The following is a 25,254-nucleotide window of genomic DNA, read 5'->3' as shown; positions in this document are numbered from 1 at the left end:
CCTCATCAAAGCGACCACGTACGGCATCTGCGGTGATCGCGGTCGCCGCTGTCGCCGCAGCCATCTCCTACGCGCATGCCTTCGACCTCGTCCGCTCCCATGGGACCGGCGTGACGGCCCGGCTCATCCCGTTACCCGTGGACGGCCTCATCTGGGTGGCGTCCATGGTCATCCTGGACTCAAGCCGCCGCCATCGTCCGGTACCGGCACTGGCTAGATGGAGCCCGGCTGCGGGCATCTGCGCCACCGTGGCGCGAACCTGGCGTGGGGTGCCACCCACGGCCCCATCGGCGCCCTCGTCAACGCCTAGCCCGCCCTTGATACTCGTCGGCTCATTCGAGCTGCTGATGGCCGTCACCCACGGGACGGTGCCGCGCCGGGCAGCCGCGCCCACGGTCAACGGAACAGCCCTTGATCCCCTAACTTCTCCAGACGAAGAGCCGACGATCAAGGGCTGTTCAGGTCACCGGCCGACCGTCATCCCCGCGTCTGGTGCGTAACGAAGACGGTCTGGTGGATGCTGCAGGTCACGCGCGAGACAGAACTCGCCGACACCCACGGCCCGAAGCAATCGAGATCGCCGAGGAATGGGACGTACTGCCGCGCCCACACACGGTGCTCTCCGGTGCCGCCGGTGCACCGGCTCTCATAGTTCTGGCCGTCGACCTGCCTCGCGACGCAGCCGGTCGGGGCGGCCGCAGCGCTGGACGCGGTGCCCACAAGCGCCGACGCGGCGGCTACGCCAGCGAGCGAGATCATCGCTGTCCGCCTTCCGACCCGCGCTGTGCGTCTGTTCTTCATGATTTCGTCCCTTCACATGGGGGTTGGTCACGCCGCCCGCGCTTCCGGTGGCAGATGCGGCACGCCCACCCGTCCAAGAGCAATCACCCGAGATTCGTGTCCGGGTGGTCGCTGGATGACCGATCGACGGGGCTTCTGATCAGCCGGGCCGCACGCGACGGCCCCGCGTGGCATCGTCTGGCGGGTGCGTGGATCACCGGCGGTCGGTTCGGCTTCGTGAGATCGTCTTCGACTGCGCTCACTCCGCGGAACCTGCGATGAGCTAGTCGCGATTGAACACTTCTTCCCCGGCAACGACCGAGCGTCAACAGGCGACAACGAAACCCTCGCCAGCCCGCCAGATCCACAACGGGGCAATCAATTACAAACAACCCTCTCAGTTGGGATGTCGGTGATTTGTTGTCACAACATCCGCCCCCGCCTCGCCCTAGACCACACTCGGACTGGAGGGGAATACCCCCGTCGGAGTTGTCGTGAGCGGGATTGGCAAGGCGGCGCAGTGCCCAGGGTTCAGGTCTCCCCGCTATGCCCCTCCAGATCTCCCAGGAAGGGCGTGAAATGTTGCCGTCGACGCGAACGACGCGACACCACTCGTCACTCTGTGTAGATCCAGCCCGGAAGTGGGGCTTGGGGAAGGTTGCGGACTACGCTGCCGAGGTGGCTGAGATCTGGGGCGAAGATCGGCTCGTTGCTGAAGGCTTCGGGCGCGTCCTCATAGAGCTGGATTGGTACGACGGCCTGCGCGCGGGTCTTGCCGAGGTCGATGGCAAGGTGCACTACTTTGAGAGCCGCAACTATGTCGACCTGGTTGAGGAAGTCGAGTACCGCGTGTGGCCCGCGAGCGATGACGCTGTGGCAATGGAACGAGAGCAATGGACGATCTACGTCGAGTGGAACCGGCGCTATGAAGCCGGAGATGTCGGGCCGGGCAGGCATCCAGGGCACGGAGGGGTCGACGTTCGGTATGACGAACTGACCTCGTTGCTCACGCCACATCGAGAGGCACCGGCCGACGCGCAGCAACTCGTGGCCGAGTGGCGGTTCGGCCCAGGTGCTCGCTACCAGGTCGACGGTATCGACACGTGGGTTCGGTGGAAGGCGAGAGACACGTCAGCCACGAACGCGCCAGACCCTTCCCAGTGATCACGGACGCCCTGCCAGGCGCCCAAGGACCTCACAGAGAATGCTCAACTAACCTGCCGCATTTGGGGTTTCCGCTCTGGCCGCTGTCAACGCATCCCCGGCTCCTTCAGCGAAGGGTTCACCGGTGGTCGCGGGACCGGTCGCAGGGGCTGGCGTGTAACTGGGGCCGCTGAGGGCGTGGCCGAGTTCGTGATAGGTCTCGGCGAAGGCGGTTCCACCGGCGTGTTCGCCGCACCGGGGAGCGTCGGTCTTCTGGCAGTCGGGGCACGACTCGGGGATGAGTGGGCGGTTGGCGGCGGCCTCGCGCAGGGCGGTGATGAGCGCGGCCTCGCCGTCCAAGATCGGCTCGGCTGCGGCGGCGACGCGGTAGGCGACGGCGACCAGGTCTTGCACGGCCTGGTGAGGGTTGCGGCGGTTCTCATCGAGTTTGGCGGTGGCGTCGATGAGGCCGCACAGTTCGAAGATCAAGCAGGCGCTGGTCGTCTCCGGCTGAGCGGTGCCGGATGGGAGCTGATTCACGGGCTGGTCCTTTGGTGGCGGGTGGTGAGCGCGTCCAGGTGGGCGGTGTCGCGGTGGAAGGTGCGGGCGGCCTCGATGAAGGCGAGGGCGAAGCCCTGGGCGAACGGGTCGGCGTGGCGCGGGATGGTGTGGTCGGTCAGCGCGCGGCGGGCGGTGTCGCGGGCGCGCCACAGCGCCTCGACGGGATCCAGGCATTCGTGGTCGATGCCGGTTACCGGTTCGTCCCACCAGAACGCGATCGCTCGTGCCTGGGCGACAGCGGCGACCTGGGCAGCGATGTCTTCTCCTTCATCGAGGGCAGCCAGCAGTTTCGCCTCTGCTTCGCAGCGCCGATGGTGGGCGTCGTCATGGCGGTCACGAATGTAGGACTCCATGCGGTTCACCGCGTCCTTCTCCTCTCCTTGTTGAAGCCTTCTTTGTGATGTCACCGCGTTCGCGGGTCGCCGCCTCGGATGCGGCAGGCGCGTTCGTCGCCTGCGTCGAGGTGGATGGCCGGGAGCTCGTGGATGCCGGTGGTCCAGGCGCGGTGGATGCGGTGCCATCCGTCGATCACCAGGCGCGTGTCGGCGTTGGGGAGCGGGACGGTGAGCAGCGGGCGCGACAGGTCGACGGTGGCGGCGTGGTCGGGGTCGATCTGGATCACGGTCCTAGCCCAGGCCAGTGGCCGGATGTCGACGCGCTGGGGGCGATGCCGGACGGCTAGCCGGGTTGCCGTGTCGATGTCCCATGCCCAGCCGAGCAGGACGAACATCTCGCCAGCCATTAATGCCTCCGTTCGGGTGTTGATTCGCGAAGTGAGTGGGTGCGGGGTTCGCCGGTGTTCCGGTGCGGCCGTTGGGCGCGACCGCACCGGGCGGCGGGTGGTCAGGCGTTGCGGAGTGCGCGGGTGGCGGCGGTGCCGATGATGTCTGCGGCGCTGGTCGGGTCGGTCAGGGTGACCAGGTGCGCGCCTTTCATGGCGTTGACACGGGTGGACAGGGCGAGCCAGAGGACGGCGCATCCGCTGGCGGTGAGCCGGTCGACGCGCTGTTGGCCGTCGGTGGGCTGGTCGCCTTTGAACAGGCCGTCGGAGACGATGACCAGCAGGCGGGCAGCACCGGGGCGGGTCAGGTCCAGGGCCGAGGTGAGAGCGTCGACGGCCTGGACGAATTCTTCGCGGGAGTCGCGGGCCTCGAACTCACTCACGGCGGTGGGGCTCTTTCCGGGGTGGGTGACGGGGCGGACGCGGGATCCGAAGATGACGGTTGCCGAGAGAGCGTCGGGGACGTGTCCGGCGGCGCGGGCCATGATCCAGGCGGCGGACGCGACCGGCGCGGCCAGGATCTTCATGGAGCCGGACACGTCGCAGGCGACACCGAGCCGCAGCGGCGGCGCGGGGACGTGGCGGCGGACGGTGCGCATGAACGGCTCGGCGGTCGGCACGGTTCCGGCGGCGCGCTGGGCGTCGGCGGCCAGCGCGCCGCGCATGCTGAGCCGTCCGGGCGGGGTGGGCGAGGTGTGAGTGGTGGTGACGCGGTCGCGGTGCGCGGCGGCGCGCAGTTGCCGTGCCAGGCGGCGGGCGGCGGCCTGCTCGTCCGGGGTGGGCGGGCGCGTCCCGGTGATCGCTGTGCGTCCGCGTGATGCGGTGGCGGCGGTGCTGGCACCGAACACCCGGCGGGCGGCGCGGTCGGCGGTGTCTCGGGCGTTCTTCTCCTCGCGGCGCTTCTGCGAGGTGCTTGGATCCGGTGAGCCGGTGGTCGGGGCGGGCTGTGTGGCCTGGACGGCGGTCAGGGACTTTCCGATCGCCTCGGCCAGTGGGGATGGGTCACCGGACGTGCCCGGCGTCCCTGGCGGAGGAGGCGGTGTGGGACGTTCGGGCTCGACGCCCAGAATCCGGCACCATCTGCGGCCCAGGTCCATCATCGTCTCGGCATCGTCGTCTCGCGTGACGTGGGCGAGATGCCACAGCGCGGACAGGGCACTCAATCGGCTCGGTCCGAGGATGTCGAGGACGGTCGCGGCCAGCTTCCCGGTTTCGCCGGGTTCGAGGATCCCGGCGTCGGTGCGGGCCAGCAGTAGCGCGGCGGCGTATCCGGCGTTCCACGGCGTCATCGCCGCGTGCGGTGTCGTGACCGATGAACCGGCCGCCTCACCGGCCGGTGCGGTGGCGGATGCGGCGGCGGCCGGGGTGGGCGAGATGAACTCGGCGAGTACGAGACGCGTCACGCAGGCCCGTATCCAGCGGCGGTCGGCGGGGCGGCGGCGGATCTGGGCGACCTCGATCCGCGACTCCTCCAGCGCTATGGCGGCCTGAGCTGCGGCGGAGGATCCGTCGGCGGGGACGCTCCAGCAGGTGTGGGTGGCATGGGCGGCTTCGTGCGTCAGGGTGCCCCACAGCGCCGCGTAGCGTTCCCGGTCGGCGGGCCGGGTCGGGTCGCAGGTGGCGGGCGGCTGGCCGAGGTGGGTGCCGTCGAGTTCGATCGTGGCCAGCGACGGGACGTAGCATCCGGGTGCGCCGTGTCCGAGTCCGGGTGCGCACCGCACGGTGAGGTCTTCGCGGTCGGTCAGGTCGGTCACCGCGTCGGTGAACAAAGCCGACAGGCCCAGCCACGCGCTGCTCAGGCCGGTCACCGGCGCGGGCGCGGCGACAGTGGGCGCGGGGTGTGCGCCCGTCCCGCTGGGCGGGGCGGCGGGCGCGGGGACGACGTGGGTTGGCATGGGTTCCTCCGGGCGTGTGCGTGTGCGGGCGTGTTGATGTCCGGGGCGCGGGTTCGCGTATGGGCTTAGATCTGCTGGCCGAGGGCGAGTGGGGTGACGGCGCGTCCGTAGACGGCGCTGATCACCTCGGCGACCACGTCGCGGTCTTCTTCGGGCGCGACCCCGAGAAGGTTGGACACCGCTGCCTCGGGCCCGAGAACACCGGCCAGCTTCTGGAAGTTGATCAATTCGCGGAGTTGCGGGGCCCAGCCGATCTCGCCGGACTCATGACGGCGTGCCAGGTTGCGCGCGACGCGCACGGCGCGCGGTTCGATGTCGAGCTTGCGGGCCAGGGCGTAGTCGGTCGACACCCGGATTTGCGCGGCGAACCGTGAGGCCAGGGCCTCGGTGAGCACGGCACCGTGCACGCCGGGGTTGTGTCCGGCGACCACGTAGAAGCCTTCTTTGGCCGTGATCGTCTCGCCCTTGTGGGCCTTGACGGTGATCTGCCGCCGCCCGTCCATCGCCGGATAGACCACGGCCAGCACCTTCGGGGAGATGAGGGTGGCGTCATCGATGAGCAGGGCCCGGCCCTCGGTCATCGCCGCCACCAGCGGCCCGTAGACGAACTCGTAACCGCCACCGGCCGCCTGGGTGTACTCGCCGACGAAATCGGCGACGGCGGTGTCCCCGTCCCCCGCCACAGTGATCAGGTCCGGGAACGCCGCCTCGACCAGCGAGGTCTTCCCGGTTCCGGGCGGCCCGTACAACATCGCCGGGACCGACGCCTCCCGCAGCCGCCGCAGCGCCGCCACGTCCGGCAGGTCCGCCAACCGGCGCGGGTGATAGGTCTGCCCGTTAGGACGGACCACCGGCCCGTTGCCCACCGTGGCGGCGGGCTTGGAGGATGTGCCGGTCGGTGCGGTGGGCGCGGGGTTGGACCGCGCGGCGGCGGCCGGTGCCGTCCTGGCGGGCGCGGTGCCGCCCTTGGCCGCGTCGGCGGTGGTTGTGGTGGCCCGGAACCGGCGCGGCCGCGCCATCACCAGCTCCGCCTGCCCACGGTTGGCCAGCGTGTTCAGCGCGTTGCCGACCGCACCGGCCGACCGGCCGAGCACCTTGGCGATCTCACCTGGTGTGAATGCGACCCCCGGTTGATCGGCCAGGATGGCGGCCACCTTTCGACGCAGTTCCCCTTGGCCGAGACGTCCGTTGGCGGTGGGTGCGGGTGAGGTAGTGGTCGAGGTGGCGGGAACGGTGGACATCACAGAGCTCCTATGTGTGCGTTGGTGGGACCGGGCGGCGGGGCGGGCGGCGGCCCGCCCCGCGTAGCGGTCAGTGCGCGGGGCGGGCGGTGGAGGTGGCGGTGAAGCGGCGGGGGCGTTCGCACACCAGCTCGGCCGCACCGTCTTCGGCCAGCCGGTCCAGGGCGTTGGACACCGCGCCCGCCGAGTGGCCGATCACCTTCGCGATCTCGTGCGGCGTGAACGCCGCCCCGGGGTGGCCGGTCAGGTGCGCGGCGACCTTCGCGCGCATCTCACCCGGTGCCGAGCGCGGCGCACCGGAGGCGTTGCGCGGACGCCCGTTGGCGGCGGCGCGCACCAGCCGCCGCGCCCTGCCCGAACCGCCGTAGACGCCCTCGACCGCCGTGACCGCGCCCGCACCGTCCCCGCCGTCCAGCGCGGTCAGTGCCGTCCCGATCGCCTCCCGCAGCGCCGTCAGCGCGTCCCGCGCGTCCGCCACTGCCGCCGCGTCCAGCCCCGCGTCCTCGTCGCCGGTGTCGCGGTCGTGGGCGTCCTGGTCGTGGACGTCGGTCCCGGTCGGCTCGTCGCCGGTCGGCGCGCCGGTGGTGGACGCATCCGCACCGGTGGCGTCGGCGTCCCGGATCGGCTCCTCGTCACCGGGGGCGGCGTCGTCCGTGGTCGCGGTGTGATCGGTTGTGGTGAGGACTGCGACCGCGCGCCAGGTGTCGGCCTGCCGCTTCCCGCCCCGGTGTCCGCCGCGCGTCCGTGCGGCGCGTCCGTCACCTTCCAAGGCGGTCAGCGTGCGCGCGACGGTGGCGCGGCTGACACCGGACGCCTCCGCGATCGCGGCGGCGGTCGCGCCGGGGTTAGCCGTGAGCGCGTCCCACACGTCCCCAGCCGCACCGGACGGACGCGGCCCGAACGCGGTGCCGCCGGAACCGTTTCCGGCCGCCTGGATGCCCATCACGCCGTTCCCGGTGCCGCCATTCGTGGTGTTCTTCTTCGCGGTCATTGCGTCTCCCATTCGATGTGATCGGCGACCGGATTTTCGGTGCCGTTCCCTTCATCGGGAGCTCGACCATTTCTCGATGCCACACCACCAGGCAAGCATCTCCGCCCACATTTTTATTCACCTCAACGGCTGGCCTGGCTAACCAATCGCGCCCTGCATCGCCAAACCCACCTGCCGGTAAACTTGATTTTCATCGATTTATCACTGAAAGGCTTGCCAGTGGCACCTCTCTTTGAAGGGTGGCCGGGCAAAAGGTGCCGGTCCCCCGAGTCGCTAGGCACCTCATGGGAGATTCATGCGCGCGGCCCTACGCCTCACTCATCCGGGGTGACGGGGACCTCGAACCTCCGATACGAACTCAAGCCAAGGCCGCAGTGAACGGACCAGTTCTCTAGATCAATCAATAGGAGGAGCTGTATCGATTGGGGTTAGCAGTAGACCAAGAAGGTGAAACCCTTTCAGACTCGCAAGCTATTACCAGGGGTCGTTCTGGTGACGAGTCGGGGCCACGAACAGAATATGCGCTACCCGCGGTGACCTGGTCAGACACTGCCAGCGGCATCTTCTGTTCATAGGAAGAACCCCGAAAAGAAGCCCGAGAGGAATAGCGAGGAGAAGGCCCGAAGGCGTCGCCCTACCGAACGACACACGTCAAGGTCCCTGCCCATGGACTCATGGACAGGGGCCTTGACGTGGTCAGCCTCCTCTACTCTGGTCGCGAGGGGCCAGCCTGGTAGCGACAGGCTGGGCCCTCCTATGAGACCTGCGTGACCTGCTGGACCGGACGGGTCTGGGCCAGACGGCGCAGATCCATGTCGGCCCAGACGGTGAAACCCTCGACGGCGCTGCCGCGGATTCCCATCGTCAGCGCCAACTTGGACACCGCGAGCAGGCCGTAGCCGCTCTCATGCGGCGTGCATCCGGGCTTCTCCGAACGAATGGCGGGCACACAACCCCCGCCCATGTCGGTCACGGCGACGTACGCGATCTCGGCCATCGTGACCTCCAGGCCGAACCAGCCCCGGTCGCGTCCGGACCGTGAGTGCCGCACCGCGTTGGTGGCCAGCTCGGCGACCACAACCGCGACGTCCTCTTCGCGCCCCGTCCCTTCGAACAGTGTCGCCGCGAACACCCGCGCGACCCCCACCTGATCCGCACGGCCCGGGTAGACCCGACGCCACCGCATCGGCTCAGAACCCCACAGCCACTCGCCTGGGGAACTCAGCCCTTGGCCTCTGTTCTTCACTTCCCCGTTCCTTTCTCCGGTCACGCCATTTACGTAGCGCGATCCCGAATGACATGATGAACGGGTCAATTAATGAGCACCTCTCACGCCGCGTCAAGTGCCGACTCCGCAACGGATGGTAAGAGCTTCTCAGGCGGGCCAGCTCTGTTCAGGTGCGCCGGACTTCCGGACCGTCATTCAGAAGTTTCACCGCGATATTCTCACTCTTCTCAACTGCGGCCGCCAGCTCGATATGGAGCTGTTCCGGAATAGAGCCTCTACCAAGAGCGGCAGACTGCACTACCGAGGCGAGATGATTCTCTTGCGTCCTGGTCAACTTATCTCTGAGTACCAGGTGCCCCAGGAGGTCTCGGGCAACGTATCCGTCCTCTACGGCGAGGGCTTCGTTGACTAGCCTGTGAAGTATCGAACCGCCGTCATCGTTGTCCAGGGCGCCAGAGAGATCTAGGGCGGTGAGGGTGAGACGGGCCCGGAAGGCCGCAAGCCCAGGTTCGGGATCCGAGTCCAGGTAATTCGTAACACTGGTCGTTTCCGCACTGCTCGGAAGGCGCCCAGCGGCACGGAGGCAGAAGGCCCTCAGACATGCGGCAACGACCTGCTCCCAGGCCTCCGAGGCGGTGCACTGATCGACGAGCTCCAATGCCGCCTTGGGCTCCTTGGTGAGGGCACAGGCGATGATGACGGCCTGCCTCCCGTCCAGGAGCCGAACGCCAGCACCGCTGTACCGATGGGCGAACTCGGCTGCCCGCTCCCACTGGTTCACGGCGGCGAAGGCCCGGACACCGTCGGCGAGCAGGACGCCCCACAGCCACCGGCACAATTCGTCGTGTTCCTCGACGGACGTCGTCAGGGCGCCGAGCCGCACCTCCCGCCCGTCGACCGACACGGAGCCCTTCGTCCGAACGGCTCGGAACAGCTCTTCAAGCTGGCCAAACGCTGACTCGGCAGCACCAGCTCGGACGCGGAGGCGCGCCAGGTTGATCAGAGGTTCAAGCGCGTACCGCGCCGCCCGCGCGCACAGGGGCCGACTGCGTAGGTAGGGCTCGACCTGTCGCCGGCAGAGCGAAGCGGCAAGCTTGGGCAAGCCGCAGTCACTGGCGATCAGGGCAGCCTTGTTCTGCGCCGAAGCCGCCATCGCTAGCCGATCGATATCGGCCACCGAGGAGGCAGCGGCGGCTTGCGCGAGGTCCGTGATCTCCCGGATGCGCTCGTCGAGCGGTCGGCAGGGCGGCCTCGCACGGGCGACCAAGGGGAACCGCCGGGCCACCTTGCCCAGAGCCTCCGGTGTCACTGCCAGATGATGGAGAGACGTGTGTTCGGACGGTCGAAGTCGAATCTGCCGGACACCGGCTCGAGTGCTACCGCTGCTTCTGTCCGCTGTGCTTTGAACATGACGCGCCGGGACCGGTAGTCCTCATCCCAGACTCGGACGGCGTTCGCGACGCGGTCGGTCAGGGCGTCGCCGGTCGGACCGTGGCCGATCACACCGACCTCGTACATCCGGCGACCGCCGCTTCCGAGACCGGCATTCTGCGGGCGCAGCGTGAGGTAGGCGAGATCGCCCTTGTCCACCACCGCCATGGCGCCCCAGGAGAACTGCGGACGAACGAGTCCTTGATCAACCGCCGTACGGTCGGTCGGCATCCGGCTGAGGGTGTTTTCCATAACGCATGCGAGCCAGAGATCGAGCCACTCGAAGGACTCGTCCGCCCTGAACAGCACTCCCGTCCAGACCTCGCTGCCCGGCGTTTCCAGAACACCGTCGAGCAGAGCCGGATCCACCGCCTGCTCTCGGTTGACGTGCAGGCTCACCGTGTTGTCGGCGTTCAAGGAGATGATGCGCCGTGCGTCATCGGCGATGCCGCGCAGAGGCATGAACGTGCAGAGCGAACTTGTACGGCTGCACCAGCGTCCGCCGTTCTCGCGTTCGAAGGCGATCGAACGGGAGACGCTGCCGCGGAGCCGTAGGGGGATAACGAGTCGACCACCGATGGCAAGCTGGTCCAGCCAGGGCAGGGGTACGTCGCCAGCTCCGACGGTGGCGATGATCCGGTCGTAGGGCGCCCCGTCGACATGCCCGAGTGCGCCGTCGGCGAGCAGGACACGGACGTTTCCGGCTCCGGCGGCCGCCAGGCCGACACGGGCACCGGTGACCAGGTCTTCATCCACGTCGATCGTGGTGACGTGGCCCTCCTCGCCCACAAGCCGGGCGAGGAGGGCAGCGTTGTACCCAGTCCCCGCCCCGAGTTCGAGCACCCGCTGACCAGGCTCCGCTTGGAGCTGCTCCAGCATCATCGCGACGATCGTCGGCTGGGACGCGGCACTGATCGAGACGCCCGCACCGTCGTGCTTGGTGTAGACGGCCTCATCGGCGTAAGCCTGTTCCAGCGGAACGTCCGGTACGAATACGTGCCGGGGAACGGCGCGGAGCGCGGCCTCGACTCGCTCGCTATGTACCGTCCCGTCCTCGCGCAGCTGGTCGACGAGCGCGTTGCGTAGGCGCGCGGAGGTCTCGGTCGCGTCGGGCGCGTGGCTGGTCCTGGTCTCCATTGTCGGGACGCTAGGGGCGGCGCCACCTATTGCTTGTGGTGGCGCGCCGTCGTGAACAGGTCCCATGACTACCTCGCTTGTCAGTTTGGCCAGCGCGTGCTGATCGGCGTAGGGAAGGCCGAGGCGATTCCAGTGGAAGATCACGTGGTGGGCCAGGACAGCTCGCAGTCCGCGTTCGAGCTGTCCGCGCGTGACGAGGTCGCCCAGCCGTCGGCCCGCTTGCTCGAAGTCCCAGACCCAGGCGGCAAGGTCGGCGAGAGGACCGCCGTTGACGAGCCTGCTGGACGGGCCAACGTCGACGATCATGAGCTTGTGCACGGCCGATCTCAGGCGCGGGGAAAGGCGCCGATCGAGTTCTCCCCGGCGATGCCTCGCGACGCGCGTCCACACGTCGCCTTGCTCGAACCAGTCTTGTCCCGCGGAACGCATGAGCACGCTGCACAGCAGGACTCCGAGTTCGCGGCGGCCGAGCGACCATGTGCTCGACGGTCGGCCGAGATGCCGGAGGACGTGGCGGCTGTCGCGATGAAACAGGTCATGGGCGACCCGCATGCCTGCCGCGCCTCCGAACGCTGCCGTCTCGGGCTCGTAGATGCCGATCCTCCAGTCGATGGGCCGCCCCTCGAACGACGCACGGTCCAGGACGCGGGCGAGATACCGCTGGGCGGAGCCGTCGGTGGGGACGTACCGGAGCCGCCAAGTGGGGGACTTCCTGACGAAGAACCATCGGCTGATCAAGCCCTTCTTCTCCGCATCGGCCAGCGCGGGCCCTAGGAGGTTCGCCGCAGTGTCCTCAGCGACGCTTCGGTCGGGAAAATCGATCAGAATCTGCGGCCAGTCGCCGGTGTCCACGCAAGGCCCGATCAGGCAATCAGTAGGCATGAGTCCCAACCAGATATAGGTGGCGAATCGGAACAGGCCGTGTGGAGCGCCAGCGCGACGCCCGCCGCCCCTTCGAGGAATCCAAGGCGCCCGCCGGGCGGTCGTACGAGATGCGTGACCCAGTGCTCGGCATCGGGTTCAAGCCCGAGCAGCGGACGCACCAGTGATGCCGACATGCGAACGTCTGCATCGGCGGCGCACCGGACAGCGATCTGCTGAAGGCCCGCATGCCCATGGCAAAGGGACGAGTCGACGATCAAGCCCTGCTGGTGCTGATCGGTAATCGCGCCGAGCAGGGCGTTCTCGGCGATCTGGCGCCGATCGTCGTCGCCGAGTGCGAGTCCCGCGAGCTGCTGGGCGCGCGCAACGCCTCCGGTTCCGTAACACCATGACGGGCGGGACGGCCTCGACGGAACCGGCTCGTCGCCGCGAAGTTGGGCGCGGGTGATCCAATACGGCCACCAGGATGCGGAGCCGCCGTCTTGTCGCCACCGGTCGAGCCACGCGCAGATACGCGCGATGGCGGTGAGTTGGCCGTCAACCGCCACGCCGTCGACCGCCGTCAGCGCGAGCAAGGCGAGCGGACCGGCGATCCCATGGGCCATGCCGGTGTTCGCGTGACCTCCGGGAAATTCATCCGAAAGGCGTCCCGAGGGCGCGACGGTGGCCCACCACCCCGGAAGCAGTTCGCCGTCAACTTCGACGGGCTCGGTGAGCCGGACGAGGTAGAGCAGGATGTCACGGAGCAGCCGACTCTCTGGCCCGCGGTGCCGCAGGTATGCACCGATGCCGACCAGACCACGGATGGCATCGAATTCGGCCAGCAAGGGAAGCTCGCCCACGTCCATTCGCGTGTGGGCGGCGGCCAAGCGGCAGGACGTCTCCGCATCGATGTGGTTATCGAGGACGTCCAGGGCACGGCCATAGCGTCCCCGTCCACCGCTGGCCGCCTGCAAGGCGAATGCGAGGGCTGGCGCCCCGTAGTGGAGATGGGCATCTTTCCCTGCGCTCACTCCGTCGGCTGTTGCTACGACCAGCCATTCATGCACCCGCTCCCACGGTCCAAGGCCCGCGTGAGCACGCTCGATATGCAGCAACGCGATACCCGCCGCGCCGACCGCGAGGGATTGCGGCCACCATGCATCCCGGAGTTCCATGGCCCGCACATCACAAGGTGAGGCCAGTCGCTCGGCGAGGCGGTCAGCGATGGCCCCAGCCGTTTCCCGGTCCAGCGGCGTCATGCCTGCTCACTCATACGCTGGGCCGTCCACGCCTGAGCGGCGGCGCGGGCGAGACGAAGGCAGATGCGCTCACTGGCCGAGTCGGGCCCTATGGCCCGCATATGGTGCGCGTGCAGGAGAGAAGCGAGGACGGCGTCAGAGTCGGTGCTTTCGCTTCCACTGAGAAGGTCTCCGTACGAGGCTAATGCCTGGTCGCGAAGCCTCCATGCGTCCACGATGGCTTGGCCGCCGGAGAGCGAGCGCAAGCTGATCCAGTCGTTCGTTGGGTCGGCAAGGCGCACAGCCTCGTTCAGGAGGTCCCGCGGTATCGGCTCTGATGCGTCGACCGCCACGTACTGCGTCGCCCACGACACCCCGAGCTCGGCAGTCCCTTTGAAGGCGATGGCCATCGCGAGGAACTGTGCTGCTGAGAGCGTCTGGCTGTGGAGCTCGGTCCCTTCACCCAGTTGGGCCGTTACCGCGCGCGAATCTGCGCTGAACACCTCTTCGGCCGCTGCCATCAGCAGCCCGTTCCCCCAGCGTCCGGTCTCCGGGTAATACGTAGTGATTTGAACGTCGCGTAGGAGCGCCGATCTCCGCAGACGCTGGGCCCATGAACCAACGCGAGCAGCAGCTATCCCGAACTCCATCGAGTCCGCCAAGGCGATCCTGAGACGAATGTGCGGCTCCGGGTCGCGGTAGCGGACAAACCACCAGCGAGGCTCCGCACTCCACGCCGCAAGGAGATCGGGAAAGTGACGGGTGAGCAGCTCTGTTTGGCGCTCCGGAGACCCGTAGAGCTTGACGAACAACCAGGGCGATGCCCCGGGTAGGTGCCCATCGCCTCGGCGGGCCATCTGCATGCCGACCGGGCGATGCACATCCGGGCTCTGGACGCGCGCCATCTGGACGACGATCTCGTGGGCCCGTCCGCCGCACCACCCGTGGCCATCGTCCTCTACAGCCTCTTCCAGGACGACCTTCCGCTCCGGAGTTACGTTCGCGCGAAGCAGTGCGAGCTGACCTCGGTCAGAGAGGTCCAGCCTCAGACGGCGATCCCCTCGGACCAGCAAGACGGCGTTCGGTAGCCGTCGAGAGGCCCGCCACTTCTGAAAGGCGTCGTCCCACTGGGACCACGAGGCGTCTCTGCTTGGAACGTCCGCCGCGTCCAGAACCCAGCGGGCCGAGGTAAGGACCGCACGCCCGTATCGGAGCCGCGGCAGGAACGGCAGGTGGTTCGCCGCGCCCCAGTCGAAGCCGGTGAGGACGGCGGATTGCGCGTTACCGATCTCGGCCAGGAAGCGAGCGACCGGCGGAGCGTGCGTCGACAGGTCGAGAGCATGCGGCACTACCGGTTCGACGCGCCGCTTCAGGCTCATAGAGGCCAGATAAAGCCGATCGCCTTCACAACCGACCGCGAGGTCGCCTACAGGAATCCTCGGCCTGTTCCCTGGCGGATGTTCGCCGAGGCCGACGACATGGGGCAGCAGTTCAGGGACACGGCTGACGTTCGCGGCAACCTCTGTCAGCGGAGCGAAGGAGAACTGCGCCACCAGCGCATCGGTCTCATCCACCGGCAGCTCGCCGAGCATGCTCTTAACCGACGCTTGTTCAGTCCGGCTCAGCGAGCCGACGAACCGGCCGATCATGGTTGCGGCCCCTCGGGACACGCCTGACACGACCAGGGAGAAGTCTCCCGCATTGAGCGCAGCAGCCGACGCCGCCTGCAATTGGAACCGTATCTCCCGATGTGCTGGCCAACGCGGAGTTACCTTCGGCGTGAGTTGCCCAAGCAGGTCCTCGTCCACAACGACCTCGTGACGTCCATCGAGGACGGCGCTCTGCGCCAACGCCAGCAACCGCTCATCGCGCGCCGAGATCGCTGGGCGTAGTTGGGGCGCGCCACCCAGATATCCGGCCGGGAGCCCCAGCCCAACATCTGGATTCACCAGTTCTAGGACCGGGACGAGCGTGCCGACTCCATAGCGTTCGAAGAAGCGGGTGTGGTACGCCTGCCAGGCTGGTGATCCGAAGGGGTGGGCCGATAGCCGAGCGAGCGCCGACACAGCGGCCTCGGCCTCCTGTGCGACGCGGCGAGGCAGGACGACGCGGCATTTCAAATGCAGGTCCAAGCCAATCGGTGCGGCAGGATCTGCGCTGAGCTCCCTCATCCGGGTCACAACGCTGGCGCGAGCTTGCCGCTCGACGACGGATCCGATCGCGTCGTTGTGCCTCGCCAGCTCGCGTCGGATCTCGCGCAGCTCGGTGAGCACCTCCACAGCCTGCGGGATGTCATCCACCGGCGCGGCTTCGAGCTGCTCGACCAGATGCCCGATCACGTCGACGACCGTGGCCGGTGGGCGGAGGTTGCTGATCAGAACGTGCTGCTTCACCAAATCGGTGAGCATCGCTTCGATCGACGGCAGCGACGTGGAAGGGAACTCGACCGCGAGCTTCGCGGCAAGCTCGCTGCACCGAATCGGTGATCGAGCGGCCTCAACAGCCATCTGGACCGCCGTTGTGCATCTGACAGAGATCTCGGCGACGGGGCCGTCCGGATGGCGCCTTCGAGGCGGATAGGGCACGACCAGGCGGTCACCGCGCCAGAAACAAAGATCATTTGCGACGACTCGGAGGCGCCGGAAGATCTCCGGGCATGACTCCAACCGGGTGATCAAATTGGCTGACCACGCACCGCTGACGCTTGCCACAGCGCGATGATCGCTTCCCCAGCGCCAGACGAGTGTCTGGCCGAACGAGGCCGTGGCCACCCCGGCGAACAATCCGAAAGGAGTGGCCCGACTGGTCATGCGCATGACGTACCGCGCCACGGACGACACCGTCCGACGCGCGCGCCGGACGTCGGGAGTATCCGCTGCGGAAATCGATCGCACCTCTTGTGCGAGCGCCGGACTGGCGTAGGAGATCGCATCGGCAACGGCACCGTTCGCCCAGACGTCACGCAGCCAGGTCAACCACTGGGCCACCTGCTCAGGGGCGTCGCCGGATAGATCCGGGCAGGGAGCCACGTGCAGCTCACCAAACGCGGCTGCTCGCAGGAACACCGGCTCGACGCATCGGTACAGCCGACCGCTCATCGCTTCCCGATTCCTCAATGGCTCAACTGCCGACGTTCAGGGCCTGACCGTCCAGGGCGTCCGCGGACATCAGCCCATGTTGGTTGCGCATGCGTTGGGGCAGGAGCTGCCGCAGTTGTCGTCGGTCAGGTTGATCAGCGATGCGGCCTCGGTGGATTCGATGACCCGAATGTCCAGCTCGAACGGGTCCTCGTCGACGGCCGTCAGGGGCTCAACCGTGGAGTGCGTCATCGTGGGGTCCTTCCGCTCATGGGAATGTTCGGCAAGCCGACGCTAGGAGCGGGCGAAGCGCCGAAGCGATGAGTGTGACCAGATGTGACAGGTCACTTTTCGTCATTCAAAGAGCCGAGGGCGTCCCGCATCAGGCGACGGGCCTGTACTCCATAGACGGCTTCATCTGCCAGCGCACCGAAGACCTGCCCGTACATGGCGATCTCGCGCGGATTGGTGATGGTCAGGTACCCGGAGACGAGCTCGACACCGACCTGTTCGGCGTCGTAGATCCAGAAGTCCTCGACCGGCCGGGTCTCGCGATCAGGGTTCATGGGAACGATTCCGAGCGACACCGACGGCAGAGAGGCCGTCTCACCGAGGTGGGCCAGCTGTTCTCGCATCACGTCCACGCCGCCGATCCCCGTGCGCAGGACTGACTCCTCTACCAAGAAGGCGAACGTGCGCCCAGACCGGCGTAGGAGTTCCTTGCGTTCCATGCGGACGGCCACCGCCGCCTCGACGTCGTCGACAAGTTGGCGACGTCGCCGAACCGCGTTCAGAACGGCCCGGGTGTAATCCTCGGTTTGCAACAAACCCGGCAGGAGCCAGGACGAGTAGGACCGGAACATGCGCGTCCGCTCGAACAGCGGGAGGACCGACTCCTGCGCCCGTTTCAACCCGCCGCGCTCCATGCGGCGCCACTCGACCCACATGCCCTCCGCCGCACGCAGCGACGTCACCAGGTCGTCGGCCTGGTCCTCGACCCCGCACACCCGGCACCACGTGCGGACATCCTCGATGGACGGCGGGCGGCGGGCATGCTCGATCTGGGAGACCTTCGTCCGATCCCATCCGGCCTCGGCGGCGAGAGCCTTGGCCGTCAGGCCGGCCTCGCAGCGGATCTCCTTCAGTTGATCGGCGAGCGCCTGCCGGGCGGCCTGTGCTGATGACGAAGGCGAGCGAGCCACGGCGGAACGTCAGACCGTGCCGGTCAGACCGGCTTGTAGTCCTCGTGCGGGATCGCCCGTTCCCACACGGCCTCGAACGCAGATAGGCACGTCGACACCACGGCGGGCTCGTCACGGTTCTCGGGCCGCTTCAGCGACGAGCCGTCACCGGCGAAATGGTTGAACTGCACCACCCGGTCGTCGAACACCCAGAAGTCGTTCACGGGCACAGCCAGATCGGACGCGTGACGCCGGGACAACCACCGCACCTGCTCACCTGCCGCCACGTTCATCGGCGTGACCCCGTACTCGAACCGGATGTAGTCGGTCACCGGCTCGGAAACGATACGGGCGCGGCGAACCACCACACCGCGGGCGACCAGCGGCGCCACCAGATCGATCCAACCCCGTCCCCACTCGATCGGGTCGAAGTGATCGCCGTCCCGCCACCGCAGATAGTCGGGATCGGCCGGGGTGTAGACGTCGCGCTGCTCGAGATGGACGGCGGAGAACCGGCAACCGGTCAGCAGCGAGGTGAACGACTCGGGAACCCGCCCGCCGCTCTCGTCATTCGCCGTGGCGGCCTGGCCCGCGTCTTCCCCGCTCGTACGTGCCATTGATCGCCTCCAGGATGATGTCCTTCATCACCGGCGGCAGCTTCACCACCACCTCGCTCTCGCCGAGCGGACTGTGCCCGTCGACCTCGGCCAGCGCACGCGGGTCGGTGACCTGCTCACCCTGGAACCAGACGTCGCCGGTGTCTTCATCGACGTAGACGGCCGGGCACTCGTTGGTCGGGGTGTCCGGCGTGATGCCAACAAAACTTAGTCGCACGACAGCCTCCAGCGTCGCAAGTGTGACCAAGGGTGACGTCCGCCCCGCTCGACCTTCGCCCGCGCCCCCACTGCCGTCAAGTCTCCAAAACGACGGATATCTCAGCCAGCGCGGAACCTTGGAGAGGCGATCAGTCAGCGCTCAACGGCGGTTCATTCATTCGGTGGACGCGATCGAAATGGACTGCTCCGATGAGGTGGGCAGCAGCATTAGCGGGATCGACGATCGGGCAGAGCGGCTCGAACCAGCTTCCGATGAGCGCGCGGCTCCGGTACCCCGGAAGGGGCCACTGCCAGTACAGATCGTCCAGGTCAGGCCGTGGCAAGCACCAGACGGTCCGGGCGGACGACGGGTCGCTGCCGACCACATGGGCTGATACCGAGACGGTGGGCGGATCATGCTCCCATGTACTGAAGGCGCACAGACCCGCGTCGTCGAGGCAGTCGACCAAATCGCGTGCCCAGTCGAAGCGGTCGCGCGAAGCAAGTCGGAACTGTGGAGCCAGATGCTCTGCCCCGACGTTCGTAGCGTCCACAGAACGGCGACTGGTCGCAAGCGACCTGTCGTAACTGGTCACGGCGGACGGCTCCCCGGAAGCGCGAAAGCCACGGCCTTGCCGGGCCTTCCAGTCGAGGAGAGCACCGTACGATACGCCCGGCATCGGCCGCCGGAGAGGTGATGGACGATGGCCAGGCCGTGCCCGTTGTCCTGCGGAACCTCGTTCGCAGCACATTCCGATACATCGGTCTGGTGCAGCTTGTCGATGATCTCCGGGACGCCGGCCAGGTCGTCGTCGCCATCGACGATCTCGCACCAGATAGGGCGTTCACCGATCATCGCGAAACGAATCTCGTACGGCCCGGCACCGTGAGCGACCGCGTTGGTGGCAAGCTCGCACACCGCCAGTTCAGCGTCGTGGATGTCTCCGTCCCCGGCATCGGAGTTACGCAGCACCTCGCGAACCCTCGCTCTGGCGTAGCGCACGGCTCGTTCGTCTGGCAGGTCGTGGACCTCCAAGCGGAAACCGGCATACTGCGCCCCACAGGTGTCGGGCCTGTCGGTTTGCCCGGACGTCACCTCCTGCTCGGGTCTGGAGGAATCCGCCACAACCACACCTCCTGAACGGTTCTTGGCTGCTCACAGCGCTCAACGGCGGCTGAGTGCCAGAACAGTGACGCAGAGTCAGTGCGCGGCCAAGCGTGGCGAATCCACGAATCCACAGAAACCGTGGAGTAGACACGGAAAGCGGCTCAAGACCCGTCACCGATCCACCAGAACACCGCGGGCGCTCGCCACGAACAGATTCGGGCCGGTCAGGGCCGGTCTACGCTGAAGGCCGTTGGTACCTGGCCTCGGTGGAATGTCGTGGGGAGAGCGAATGGCCCGAGGAGAACACGCACCCTCCTGCGCACGCCAATGGCGCGAGCGCGCCGATGCTGAGGGCTGGAGGACATGGCAACTGGTCCAGGCAATCAACCGGTGCTGCGGTGTGAGCCTGCTCAAGGCCCATCGCCTCGCCCACGGCTGGACGGCCCAAACCGCCATCGACAATCTGACGGAGCTCTGCGAACGCGAGCACCTGGGCGCACCTCACGCCAACATCGACCTGCTGAACGTGTGGGAGAACGGCCGAGGACGGCCGCGTCCTGACACCATCGACAGGCTCTCTCGCCTGTACCGAGCCAATTCCGTCCGCCTCGGCCTGGCCGCCGACTACTCCGACGACGACGCCTCCGGCACGACGGCGATCGTCGGCCCTCCCCTCAGCACGCCACCGCCGCAGGTCCGCCCAGCCGAAGTGCCGGTACTCACCCCAAGCGCGCTACATGCCCGCGATGCCTTCCGTGAGCCGACCGACGAGACCAGCCGTCGAACCCTGTTCAACGATGTCCTCACCGGGAGCGCCGCGACCTCGCGCAGCCGACTTCTCGCCGAGGTAGACGCATTACGGCAACAGATGGACCGGACCTTGGCCACCGGCACGGTAACCGAGGACCAGATGGACCGCCTTGACGAAATGGTCCTGCGATGCCGCCGCGACTACCTCACGACACCGCCGTTGCCGATGCTGTGCCAGCTGATGCTGGAGTTCAGCGACGTCCGCAACCTCGCCTCCCAGCGGCAGCCCGGTCCGATCCAGTGCCGACTTTCGCGCGTCGCCGCCGCGCTCGCGATCCTCAGCGCGGACGCCCTGATGAAGCTGGGCGACATCCGCCAGGCACGCTCCTGGTACGGGACTGCCAAGACGGCCGCCGACGACACCGGCGACCCCCAGCTGCGCGCGCTCGTTCGCGCGCAGGAAGCGATGCTGCCCTACTACTACGGCGATCCGTCCGAAACGGTGGGCCTGGCAAGAGAGGCGCAAGCCCTCGGCCGAGCCAGGCCCTCCTCTCCGACGGCCCTCGCCGCCGCCGCCGAAGGACGAGCATTGGCGCGCTTGGGGGATCAGGAAGGCGCCACGGCCGCGCTCGCCCGTGCACAACGGCTCTTCTCCCAGATCAAGGGTCGCAACTCAGGTGCCCTGGCCTTCGACTTCACCGAGCAGCGTCTCTACCTCTATATGAGCGGCGCCCACGCACATATGCGCGACGTCCAGCACGCGCACACTATGCACGACACCGCCCTCGCCCTCTGCCGCTCGACCAGCCCTGGTATCGATCCGGCACTCGTCAGCCTCGACCAGGCCACCACGCTGGCCCGCAACGCACGGGAAGCCGAAGCCTGTCAACTCGCCACCCGAACGCTCCTGGCACTGCCACCCAATCAGCGCACGACCATCGTGTTCGTTCGCGCCCGCGATGTCCGCTCGGCAATCCCGACCAGCCGCCGCCACGACAAGGCCCTGCGCGCCTTCGAGGATGCCTTGGGGTTGGAAGCCTCCACGAGCATCCGCGGACCGCGCGATGTCTAACCAGCTCACCGGTGCGACCAACCTGCACCAGCGCGCCTATCAGGTACTCAACGACGTGTGCCGCCTGGTCGGCCTCGACGCGGCCGGTGCGGAGCTGCTCCGGCTCCGCAGCAACGCCGTATTCAAGCTGCGCGCCCCGATCATTGTCCGGGTCGCCACCGCCCCCACCGCCGCGGAACGGCTCCCCGCCGTCCTAGCGGTAACCCGATGGCTCGCCGATCGCGGCTTCCCGACCGTCCGTCCCGCCGACGAGATCGCCGCCCAACCGGTGGACATCCACGGTGCCACCGTCACGTTCTGGCGCTACGTCCCTGCCGCGGACGCCCCCGCCACCACAGCCGACCTTGGTCGGCTCCTACGCGATTTGCACGCGGGCCCGACACCGCCCTTCCCACTGCGAACCATGGCCGACCCACTCGGGAGCATCCGCGCCACCGTCCAGCACCACCCAGGCGTCCTCAACCATGACGACCAAACCTGGCTCAGCCGCCGCATCCACGACCTCAGTGAAGCCTGGAAGACGCTCCCATCCCAAAGACCGTCAACCCTTCTGCACGGCGATGCGTGGATCGACAATCTTCTCCGTCATCAGGACGGTCACGTGGTCCTAGGCGACTGGGACAGCGTCGCCATCGGGCCCTGTGAATGGGACCTAATCCACAGCTACCACGGCGAACGCCGCTTCGGTCTCTCCGTCTCCGACGTCGATGAATTCGCCGCCGCCTACGGTTACGACCTCCGTAACTGGGACGGCTACGAAACCCTCATGCAGATCCGCGAGACTTATGCCATCGGCATCCACATCCGCAACGCCCCCGGCGACCCCTTCTCCCGCAGAGAATTGGCCCACCGCCTCCACTGCCTACAAACCAGCGATACCCACACCCGCTGGTGGCTGAAAAATGCTCATTGAGAGGCCCGTTCTTAAGTTGCCGTGGGCATAGCCGCGACCTGGGGTGTCGGCGTCTACTGTCCTGCCCTGGGATCTTTCGCCGGATCACGTTGACGTGCTGGCGATATCGGCGCCTGCCCAGGGCAGATGAGTTTCGATCTGCTTCAGCTCATCATCGAACTGTCGGCACACCTGTATGGCGGAGCGCCCAGCATGTGGCTCAACTCGCCGTTATCGAACGGGAGGACAGTCACCTGGCCAGTCTGCCGAATGCTCGCTGAGCGGAGCTCTTGGCCCATACCGTTGCTCGTCAGGTCAGTGGGGGAGTTCGATGGCGAGTCTTTGAATGCGCCCGCGGATCTCGTCGCGGATGGGGCGAACGGCCTGGACATTTTGGCCAGCGGGGTCGTCGAGTTTCCAGTCCTCGTAGCGCTTGCCGGGGAAGACCGGGCAGGTGTCGCCGCAGCCCATGGTGATAACGACGTCGGCGGCGCGGACGATCTCGTCGGTGAGCGGCTTGGGGACTTCCAGGCCGAGGTCGAGCTTGAGTTCGTCGGCCACCCTTAGCACCGCGGGGTCGACCGCACCGCCGAGTGAGGAGCCAGCCGAGCGAGTCCGCACGGCGGCGCCGATCCGGCGATGCAGAAGGGCGGCGGCGAGCTGGGAGCGTCCGGCGTTGTGGACACAGACGAATAGCACCGTGGGGGCCTGCTTGAAGTGCAGTCCTTCCAGCTCGGCCAGCGCGGTGAGGCGTTCGCGGGCGAACCTGGCGGCCAGCACCGGCAGATGAATGCCGACCTTGGCGGTCATCCGCAGGAGGTCGTAGGACTCGATCAGGTAGCGGTCGATGGTCTCTCGGGAGAAAGTCCCGTAGAACCGGTCGGCCAGCTCGTCCGCCACCCGGTACAGCGCGTTCTCGGGGAACACCGTTTCGGGCTGGCTGGGGCGGGTGGGTTGCGGGCTGGGACCGGTCATCGGTATCACCGCGGATCCTCTAGGGCTGGGTGCGGTCCAGACTGGTGCCTGGCCAGGAAGAATCGGCGTGCCCACAGGCTGACGTAGACCAGGGCGACCAGGACCGGCACCTCGATCAGGGGCCCGACCACGCCGGACAGTGCCTGGCCGGAGGTGACGCCGAAGGTGCCGATGGCGACGGCGATCGCGAGCTCGAAGTTGTTCCCCGCGGCGGTGAACGCCAGCGTCGCGACGCGCGGATAGGGCAGCCGGATGGCGCGGCCGAGCGCGAACGCGCCGCCCCACATCAGCGCGAAGTAGGCCAGCAGCGGGACGGCGATGCGCGCCACGTCGGCGGGCCGTCCGGTGATCGTGTCCCCTTGGAGCGCGAACAGGATGACGATGGTGAACAGCAGCCCGTAAAGGGCGACGGGGCCGATGCGGGGCAGGAACCGGGTCTCGTACCAGTCGCGCCCGCGGGCCTTCTCGCCGGTGCGGCGGGTGAGGTACCCGGCCAGCAGCGGGACGCCGAGGAACACCAGCACGTTCACCACGATCTCGCCGGTGGAGAAGTGCAGGTCGTCGGTGTCCAGGCCGAGCCAGCCAGGCAGGACCTTGAGGTAGAACCAGCCCAGCGCGCCGAAGGCGACGACCTGGAAGACGGAGTTCAGCGCGACCAGGACGGCGGCGGCCTCGCGGTCCCCGCAGGCCAGGTCGTTCCAGATGATGACCATGGCGATGCAGCGGGCCAGGCCCACGATGATCAGACCGGTTCGGTACTCGGGCAGGTCGGGCAGGAAGGTCCAGGCCAGGGCGAACATGACCGCCGGGCCCGCCAACCAGTTCAGGAGCAGCGAGGAGACCATGAGGCGGCGGTCGCCGGTGACGGTGCCCAGCCGGTCGTAGCGGACCTTGGCCAGCACCGGATACATCATGACCAGGAGCCCGAGCCCGATCGGCAGCGAGATGCCGCCGATCTCGACCTTGGCCAGGGCGTCGTCCAGCCCAGGGACCGCGCGACCAAGCCCGAGACCCGCCGCCATCGCAGCGATGATCCACACGGGCAGGAACCGGTCCAGTGTGGACAGCTTGCCGATCAGCCGGGATTCGGCGGCCGCGGACGGTGAGGCAGTGGATTCGGTCGAGGTCACGTGCAGGGCCTCTTCCTGTCGGCGGCTTGGGCGACGCGGGCGGCATCGGCGAGTTCGCCGAGGTGCGCGGCGAGGTCGTCCAGCGCTTCTGGGCGGAGGCGGTAATAGGTGAAGCGGCCGCACGGCTCGGTGTCCACTAGCCCGGCGTCGCGGAGGACGCGTAGGTGGTTGGAGATGTTGGTCTGCTTAGCGCCGGTCTCCTCGACCAGGTGGCAGGTGCACAACGCCTCGACCGCCAGCAGCGACACGATCCGCGCGCGGAGCGGGTCCGCGAGCACCCTCAACACATCACTCTCTACTGACATCACCACCAAATGATACGTTAGCAGAGGTGCTGGCGGTCTTCCGGCGACCAGTCCTCTGTGATCGCAGACAACGGAGGCGTGGGCGCGCAGAAGGGCGCCTTGACCCACAAGTCCGGGCTGCGATGGTGACCAGTGCCGCGGGCGTCGGGACGCAGCCAGTGACCGTCCGCGCGCAGTCGTGCATCGGTGGTCTTCGGTATCTTCCCCGGGCGAGTGGAAAATCGTTTCCCGCTTCTAGTGATATCGGGCTTGTTCTGCTCACTTCTCAGTGTGACGGGATTGGACGAGCGTGGGGTGAGCGGGCGGGGCCCCCGCGCCGGGTGCGCGGACCAGCAGCCGACCGAATGGTTCGACGAGCTGTTCGGTCGGTACTTCGCCCGCGTGTACGCCTACGCGGTGACGCGGGTCGGCGGCACGCTCGCCGAGGAGGTGGCCAGCGAGACGTTCGTCATCGCGTGGCGGCGACGCGACGTGGTGCCCGACGCCCCGCTGGCCTGGCTGATCGGCGTCGCGCGCAACGTGATCCGCGAGCAGTGCCGGCAGGCGGTGCGGCAGGACCTGATCGCCGCGGAACTGCGAGCCTGGGCGGCGACCTCACCGCCGGTCGCCGGGGATGTCGCCGAGGTGGCCGTCGACCGGGACGTCCTGCTGCGGGCACT

At 67.7% G+C, this 25,254-nt stretch carries 25 protein-coding genes; 5 read left to right on the top strand and 20 right to left on the bottom strand.

What is annotated here, in order from left to right:
• Positions 1-32: 32 nt before the first annotated feature.
• Positions 33-500: a DUF2637 domain-containing protein gene (locus ACH01S_RS46875; protein WP_169809406.1), complete on the top strand. Its 468-nt coding sequence runs from the start codon at positions 33-35 to the stop codon at positions 498-500.
• A 958-nt stretch (positions 501-1,458) separates the two neighbouring features.
• Positions 1,459-1,944 (top strand): hypothetical protein, encoded by a 486-nt coding sequence (locus tag ACH01S_RS33900; protein WP_067901492.1) that lies wholly within the window; start codon positions 1,459-1,461, stop codon positions 1,942-1,944.
• A 48-nt stretch (positions 1,945-1,992) separates the two neighbouring features.
• Here the strand turns inward: ACH01S_RS33900 and ACH01S_RS33895 are convergent, their stop codons facing one another.
• From ACH01S_RS33895 to ACH01S_RS33825, 17 genes are all read right to left on the bottom strand, one after another.
• Positions 1,993-2,463: a hypothetical protein gene (locus ACH01S_RS33895; RefSeq protein WP_067901490.1), complete on the bottom strand. Its 471-nt coding sequence runs from the start codon at positions 2,461-2,463 to the stop codon at positions 1,993-1,995.
• On the bottom strand, positions 2,460-2,846 hold the full coding sequence (locus tag ACH01S_RS33890; protein ID WP_148344770.1) for a hypothetical protein: 387 nt from the start codon (positions 2,844-2,846) through the stop codon (positions 2,460-2,462). Before ACH01S_RS33890 ends, ACH01S_RS33895 begins: the two co-directional genes overlap by 4 nt.
• A 41-nt stretch (positions 2,847-2,887) precedes the next feature.
• The gene (locus tag ACH01S_RS33885; RefSeq protein WP_148344769.1) at positions 2,888-3,226 is read right to left on the bottom strand and encodes a hypothetical protein; all 339 of its coding nucleotides are present in this window, start codon (positions 3,224-3,226) and stop codon (positions 2,888-2,890) included.
• Positions 3,227-3,327: 101 nt separating this feature from the next.
• A complete protein-coding gene (locus tag ACH01S_RS33880) occupies positions 3,328-5,160 on the bottom strand; it encodes a VWA domain-containing protein (protein ID WP_067901481.1) in 1,833 nt (610 codons plus the stop codon).
• Between the two features lie 65 nt (positions 5,161-5,225).
• Entirely contained in the window at positions 5,226-6,314 is a 1,089-nt protein-coding gene (locus tag ACH01S_RS33875) for an AAA family ATPase (protein WP_218010493.1), read from the bottom strand.
• Positions 6,315-6,471: 157 nt separating this feature from the next.
• A complete protein-coding gene (locus ACH01S_RS33870; protein ID WP_067901476.1) occupies positions 6,472-7,392 on the bottom strand; it encodes a MarR family transcriptional regulator in 921 nt (306 codons plus the stop codon).
• Between the two features lie 754 nt (positions 7,393-8,146).
• A complete protein-coding gene (locus tag ACH01S_RS33865; RefSeq protein WP_148344767.1) occupies positions 8,147-8,638 on the bottom strand; it encodes an ATP-binding protein in 492 nt (163 codons plus the stop codon).
• Positions 8,639-8,786: 148 nt separating this feature from the next.
• A complete protein-coding gene (locus ACH01S_RS33860) occupies positions 8,787-9,929 on the bottom strand; it encodes a hypothetical protein (RefSeq protein WP_083981451.1) in 1,143 nt (380 codons plus the stop codon).
• Positions 9,926-12,040, bottom strand: coding sequence for a methyltransferase, FxLD system (fxlM, locus tag ACH01S_RS33855; RefSeq protein ID WP_148344766.1), 2,115 nt, complete (start codon positions 12,038-12,040; stop codon positions 9,926-9,928). The genes ACH01S_RS33860 and fxlM overlap by 4 nt, the downstream gene beginning before the upstream one ends.
• A gap of 11 nt (positions 12,041-12,051) precedes the next feature.
• Positions 12,052-13,311, bottom strand: coding sequence for a lanthionine synthetase C family protein (locus ACH01S_RS33850; protein WP_067901629.1), 1,260 nt, complete (start codon positions 13,309-13,311; stop codon positions 12,052-12,054).
• Positions 13,308-16,388, bottom strand: coding sequence for a lantibiotic dehydratase (locus tag ACH01S_RS33845; RefSeq protein ID WP_083981450.1), 3,081 nt, complete (start codon positions 16,386-16,388; stop codon positions 13,308-13,310). The genes ACH01S_RS33850 and ACH01S_RS33845 overlap by 4 nt, the downstream gene beginning before the upstream one ends.
• Before the next feature lie 69 nt (positions 16,389-16,457).
• Positions 16,458-16,619: an FxLD family lanthipeptide gene (locus tag ACH01S_RS42860; RefSeq protein ID WP_083981449.1), complete on the bottom strand. Its 162-nt coding sequence runs from the start codon at positions 16,617-16,619 to the stop codon at positions 16,458-16,460.
• Between the two features lie 92 nt (positions 16,620-16,711).
• Positions 16,712-17,569 (bottom strand): helix-turn-helix domain-containing protein, encoded by an 858-nt coding sequence (locus tag ACH01S_RS33840; protein WP_067901466.1) that lies wholly within the window; start codon positions 17,567-17,569, stop codon positions 16,712-16,714.
• Positions 17,570-17,592: 23 nt separating this feature from the next.
• The gene (locus tag ACH01S_RS33835) at positions 17,593-18,165 is read right to left on the bottom strand and encodes a DUF6879 family protein (RefSeq protein WP_306303271.1); all 573 of its coding nucleotides are present in this window, start codon (positions 18,163-18,165) and stop codon (positions 17,593-17,595) included.
• The gene (locus ACH01S_RS33830) at positions 18,116-18,412 is read right to left on the bottom strand and encodes a hypothetical protein (RefSeq protein ID WP_246237194.1); all 297 of its coding nucleotides are present in this window, start codon (positions 18,410-18,412) and stop codon (positions 18,116-18,118) included. The genes ACH01S_RS33835 and ACH01S_RS33830 overlap by 50 nt, the downstream gene beginning before the upstream one ends.
• Positions 18,413-18,512: 100 nt before the next feature.
• Positions 18,513-18,959: a hypothetical protein gene (locus ACH01S_RS44035; protein WP_148344765.1), complete on the bottom strand. Its 447-nt coding sequence runs from the start codon at positions 18,957-18,959 to the stop codon at positions 18,513-18,515.
• Entirely contained in the window at positions 18,956-19,489 is a 534-nt protein-coding gene (locus ACH01S_RS33825; protein ID WP_067901463.1) for an ATP-binding protein, read from the bottom strand. The genes ACH01S_RS44035 and ACH01S_RS33825 overlap by 4 nt, the downstream gene beginning before the upstream one ends.
• A 382-nt stretch (positions 19,490-19,871) precedes the next feature.
• On the opposite strand from ACH01S_RS33825, the gene ACH01S_RS33820 reads away from it, so the two are divergent.
• Together ACH01S_RS33820 and ACH01S_RS33815 are read left to right on the top strand one after the other, a co-directional pair.
• A complete protein-coding gene (locus tag ACH01S_RS33820) occupies positions 19,872-21,293 on the top strand; it encodes an NsdA family TPR-like regulatory protein (protein WP_067901461.1) in 1,422 nt (473 codons plus the stop codon).
• Positions 21,286-22,206 (top strand): aminoglycoside phosphotransferase family protein, encoded by a 921-nt coding sequence (locus ACH01S_RS33815; protein WP_067901458.1) that lies wholly within the window; start codon positions 21,286-21,288, stop codon positions 22,204-22,206. Before ACH01S_RS33820 ends, ACH01S_RS33815 begins: the two co-directional genes overlap by 8 nt.
• A 294-nt stretch (positions 22,207-22,500) precedes the next feature.
• Here ACH01S_RS33815 and ACH01S_RS46680 read toward each other — a convergent pair whose 3' ends face one another.
• The 3 genes from ACH01S_RS46680 to ACH01S_RS33800 are packed head-to-tail and all read right to left on the bottom strand — an operon-like array spanning position 22,501 to position 24,574.
• Complete coding sequence (locus tag ACH01S_RS46680) at positions 22,501-23,160, bottom strand: arsenate-mycothiol transferase ArsC (RefSeq protein WP_067901615.1); 660 nt, start codon at positions 23,158-23,160, stop codon at positions 22,501-22,503.
• 5 nt (positions 23,161-23,165) lie between these two features.
• Complete coding sequence (gene arsB, locus ACH01S_RS33805; protein WP_067901455.1) at positions 23,166-24,290, bottom strand: ACR3 family arsenite efflux transporter; 1,125 nt, start codon at positions 24,288-24,290, stop codon at positions 23,166-23,168.
• Positions 24,287-24,574 carry an ArsR/SmtB family transcription factor gene (locus tag ACH01S_RS33800; RefSeq protein ID WP_218010492.1) on the bottom strand — a complete coding sequence of 96 codons (288 nt, stop codon included), beginning with the start codon at positions 24,572-24,574 and terminating at the stop codon, positions 24,287-24,289. Before ACH01S_RS33800 ends, arsB begins: the two co-directional genes overlap by 4 nt.
• A gap of 315 nt (positions 24,575-24,889) precedes the next feature.
• Between ACH01S_RS33800 and ACH01S_RS33795 the strand changes: the two genes are divergently transcribed.
• A partial coding sequence (locus tag ACH01S_RS33795; protein WP_303621478.1) for an RNA polymerase sigma factor occupies positions 24,890-25,254 on the top strand: 365 nt, incomplete at its 3' end.

The organism is Actinomadura chibensis NBRC 106107, from assembly GCF_001552135.1.
Lineage (GTDB): Bacteria > Actinomycetota > Actinomycetes > Streptosporangiales > Streptosporangiaceae > Spirillospora > Spirillospora chibensis.
This window is presented reverse-complemented; position numbering and strand designations above follow the sequence as displayed.

Excerpts from the sequence above, each read along its gene's own strand:
- ACH01S_RS33885 (WP_148344769.1), bottom strand. The coding sequence starts at position 3,226 with ATGGCTGGCGAGATGTTCGTCCTGCTCGGCTGGGCATGGGACATCGAC.
- ACH01S_RS33880 (WP_067901481.1), bottom strand. The coding sequence starts at position 5,160 with ATGCCAACCCACGTCGTCCCCGCGCCCGCCGCCCCGCCCAGCGGGACG.
- ACH01S_RS33870 (WP_067901476.1), bottom strand. The coding sequence starts at position 7,392 with ATGACCGCGAAGAAGAACACCACGAATGGCGGCACCGGGAACGGCGTG.
- ACH01S_RS33850 (WP_067901629.1), bottom strand. The coding sequence starts at position 13,311 with ATGACGCCGCTGGACCGGGAAACGGCTGGGGCCATCGCTGACCGCCTC.
- ACH01S_RS33845 (WP_083981450.1), bottom strand. The coding sequence starts at position 16,388 with ATGAGCGGTCGGCTGTACCGATGCGTCGAGCCGGTGTTCCTGCGAGCA.
- ACH01S_RS42860 (WP_083981449.1), bottom strand. The coding sequence starts at position 16,619 with ATGACGCACTCCACGGTTGAGCCCCTGACGGCCGTCGACGAGGACCCG.
- ACH01S_RS33835 (WP_306303271.1), bottom strand. The coding sequence starts at position 18,165 with ATGGCACGTACGAGCGGGGAAGACGCGGGCCAGGCCGCCACGGCGAAT.
- ACH01S_RS33815 (WP_067901458.1), top strand. The coding sequence starts at position 21,286 with ATGTCTAACCAGCTCACCGGTGCGACCAACCTGCACCAGCGCGCCTAT.
- ACH01S_RS46680 (WP_067901615.1), bottom strand. The coding sequence starts at position 23,160 with ATGACCGGTCCCAGCCCGCAACCCACCCGCCCCAGCCAGCCCGAAACG.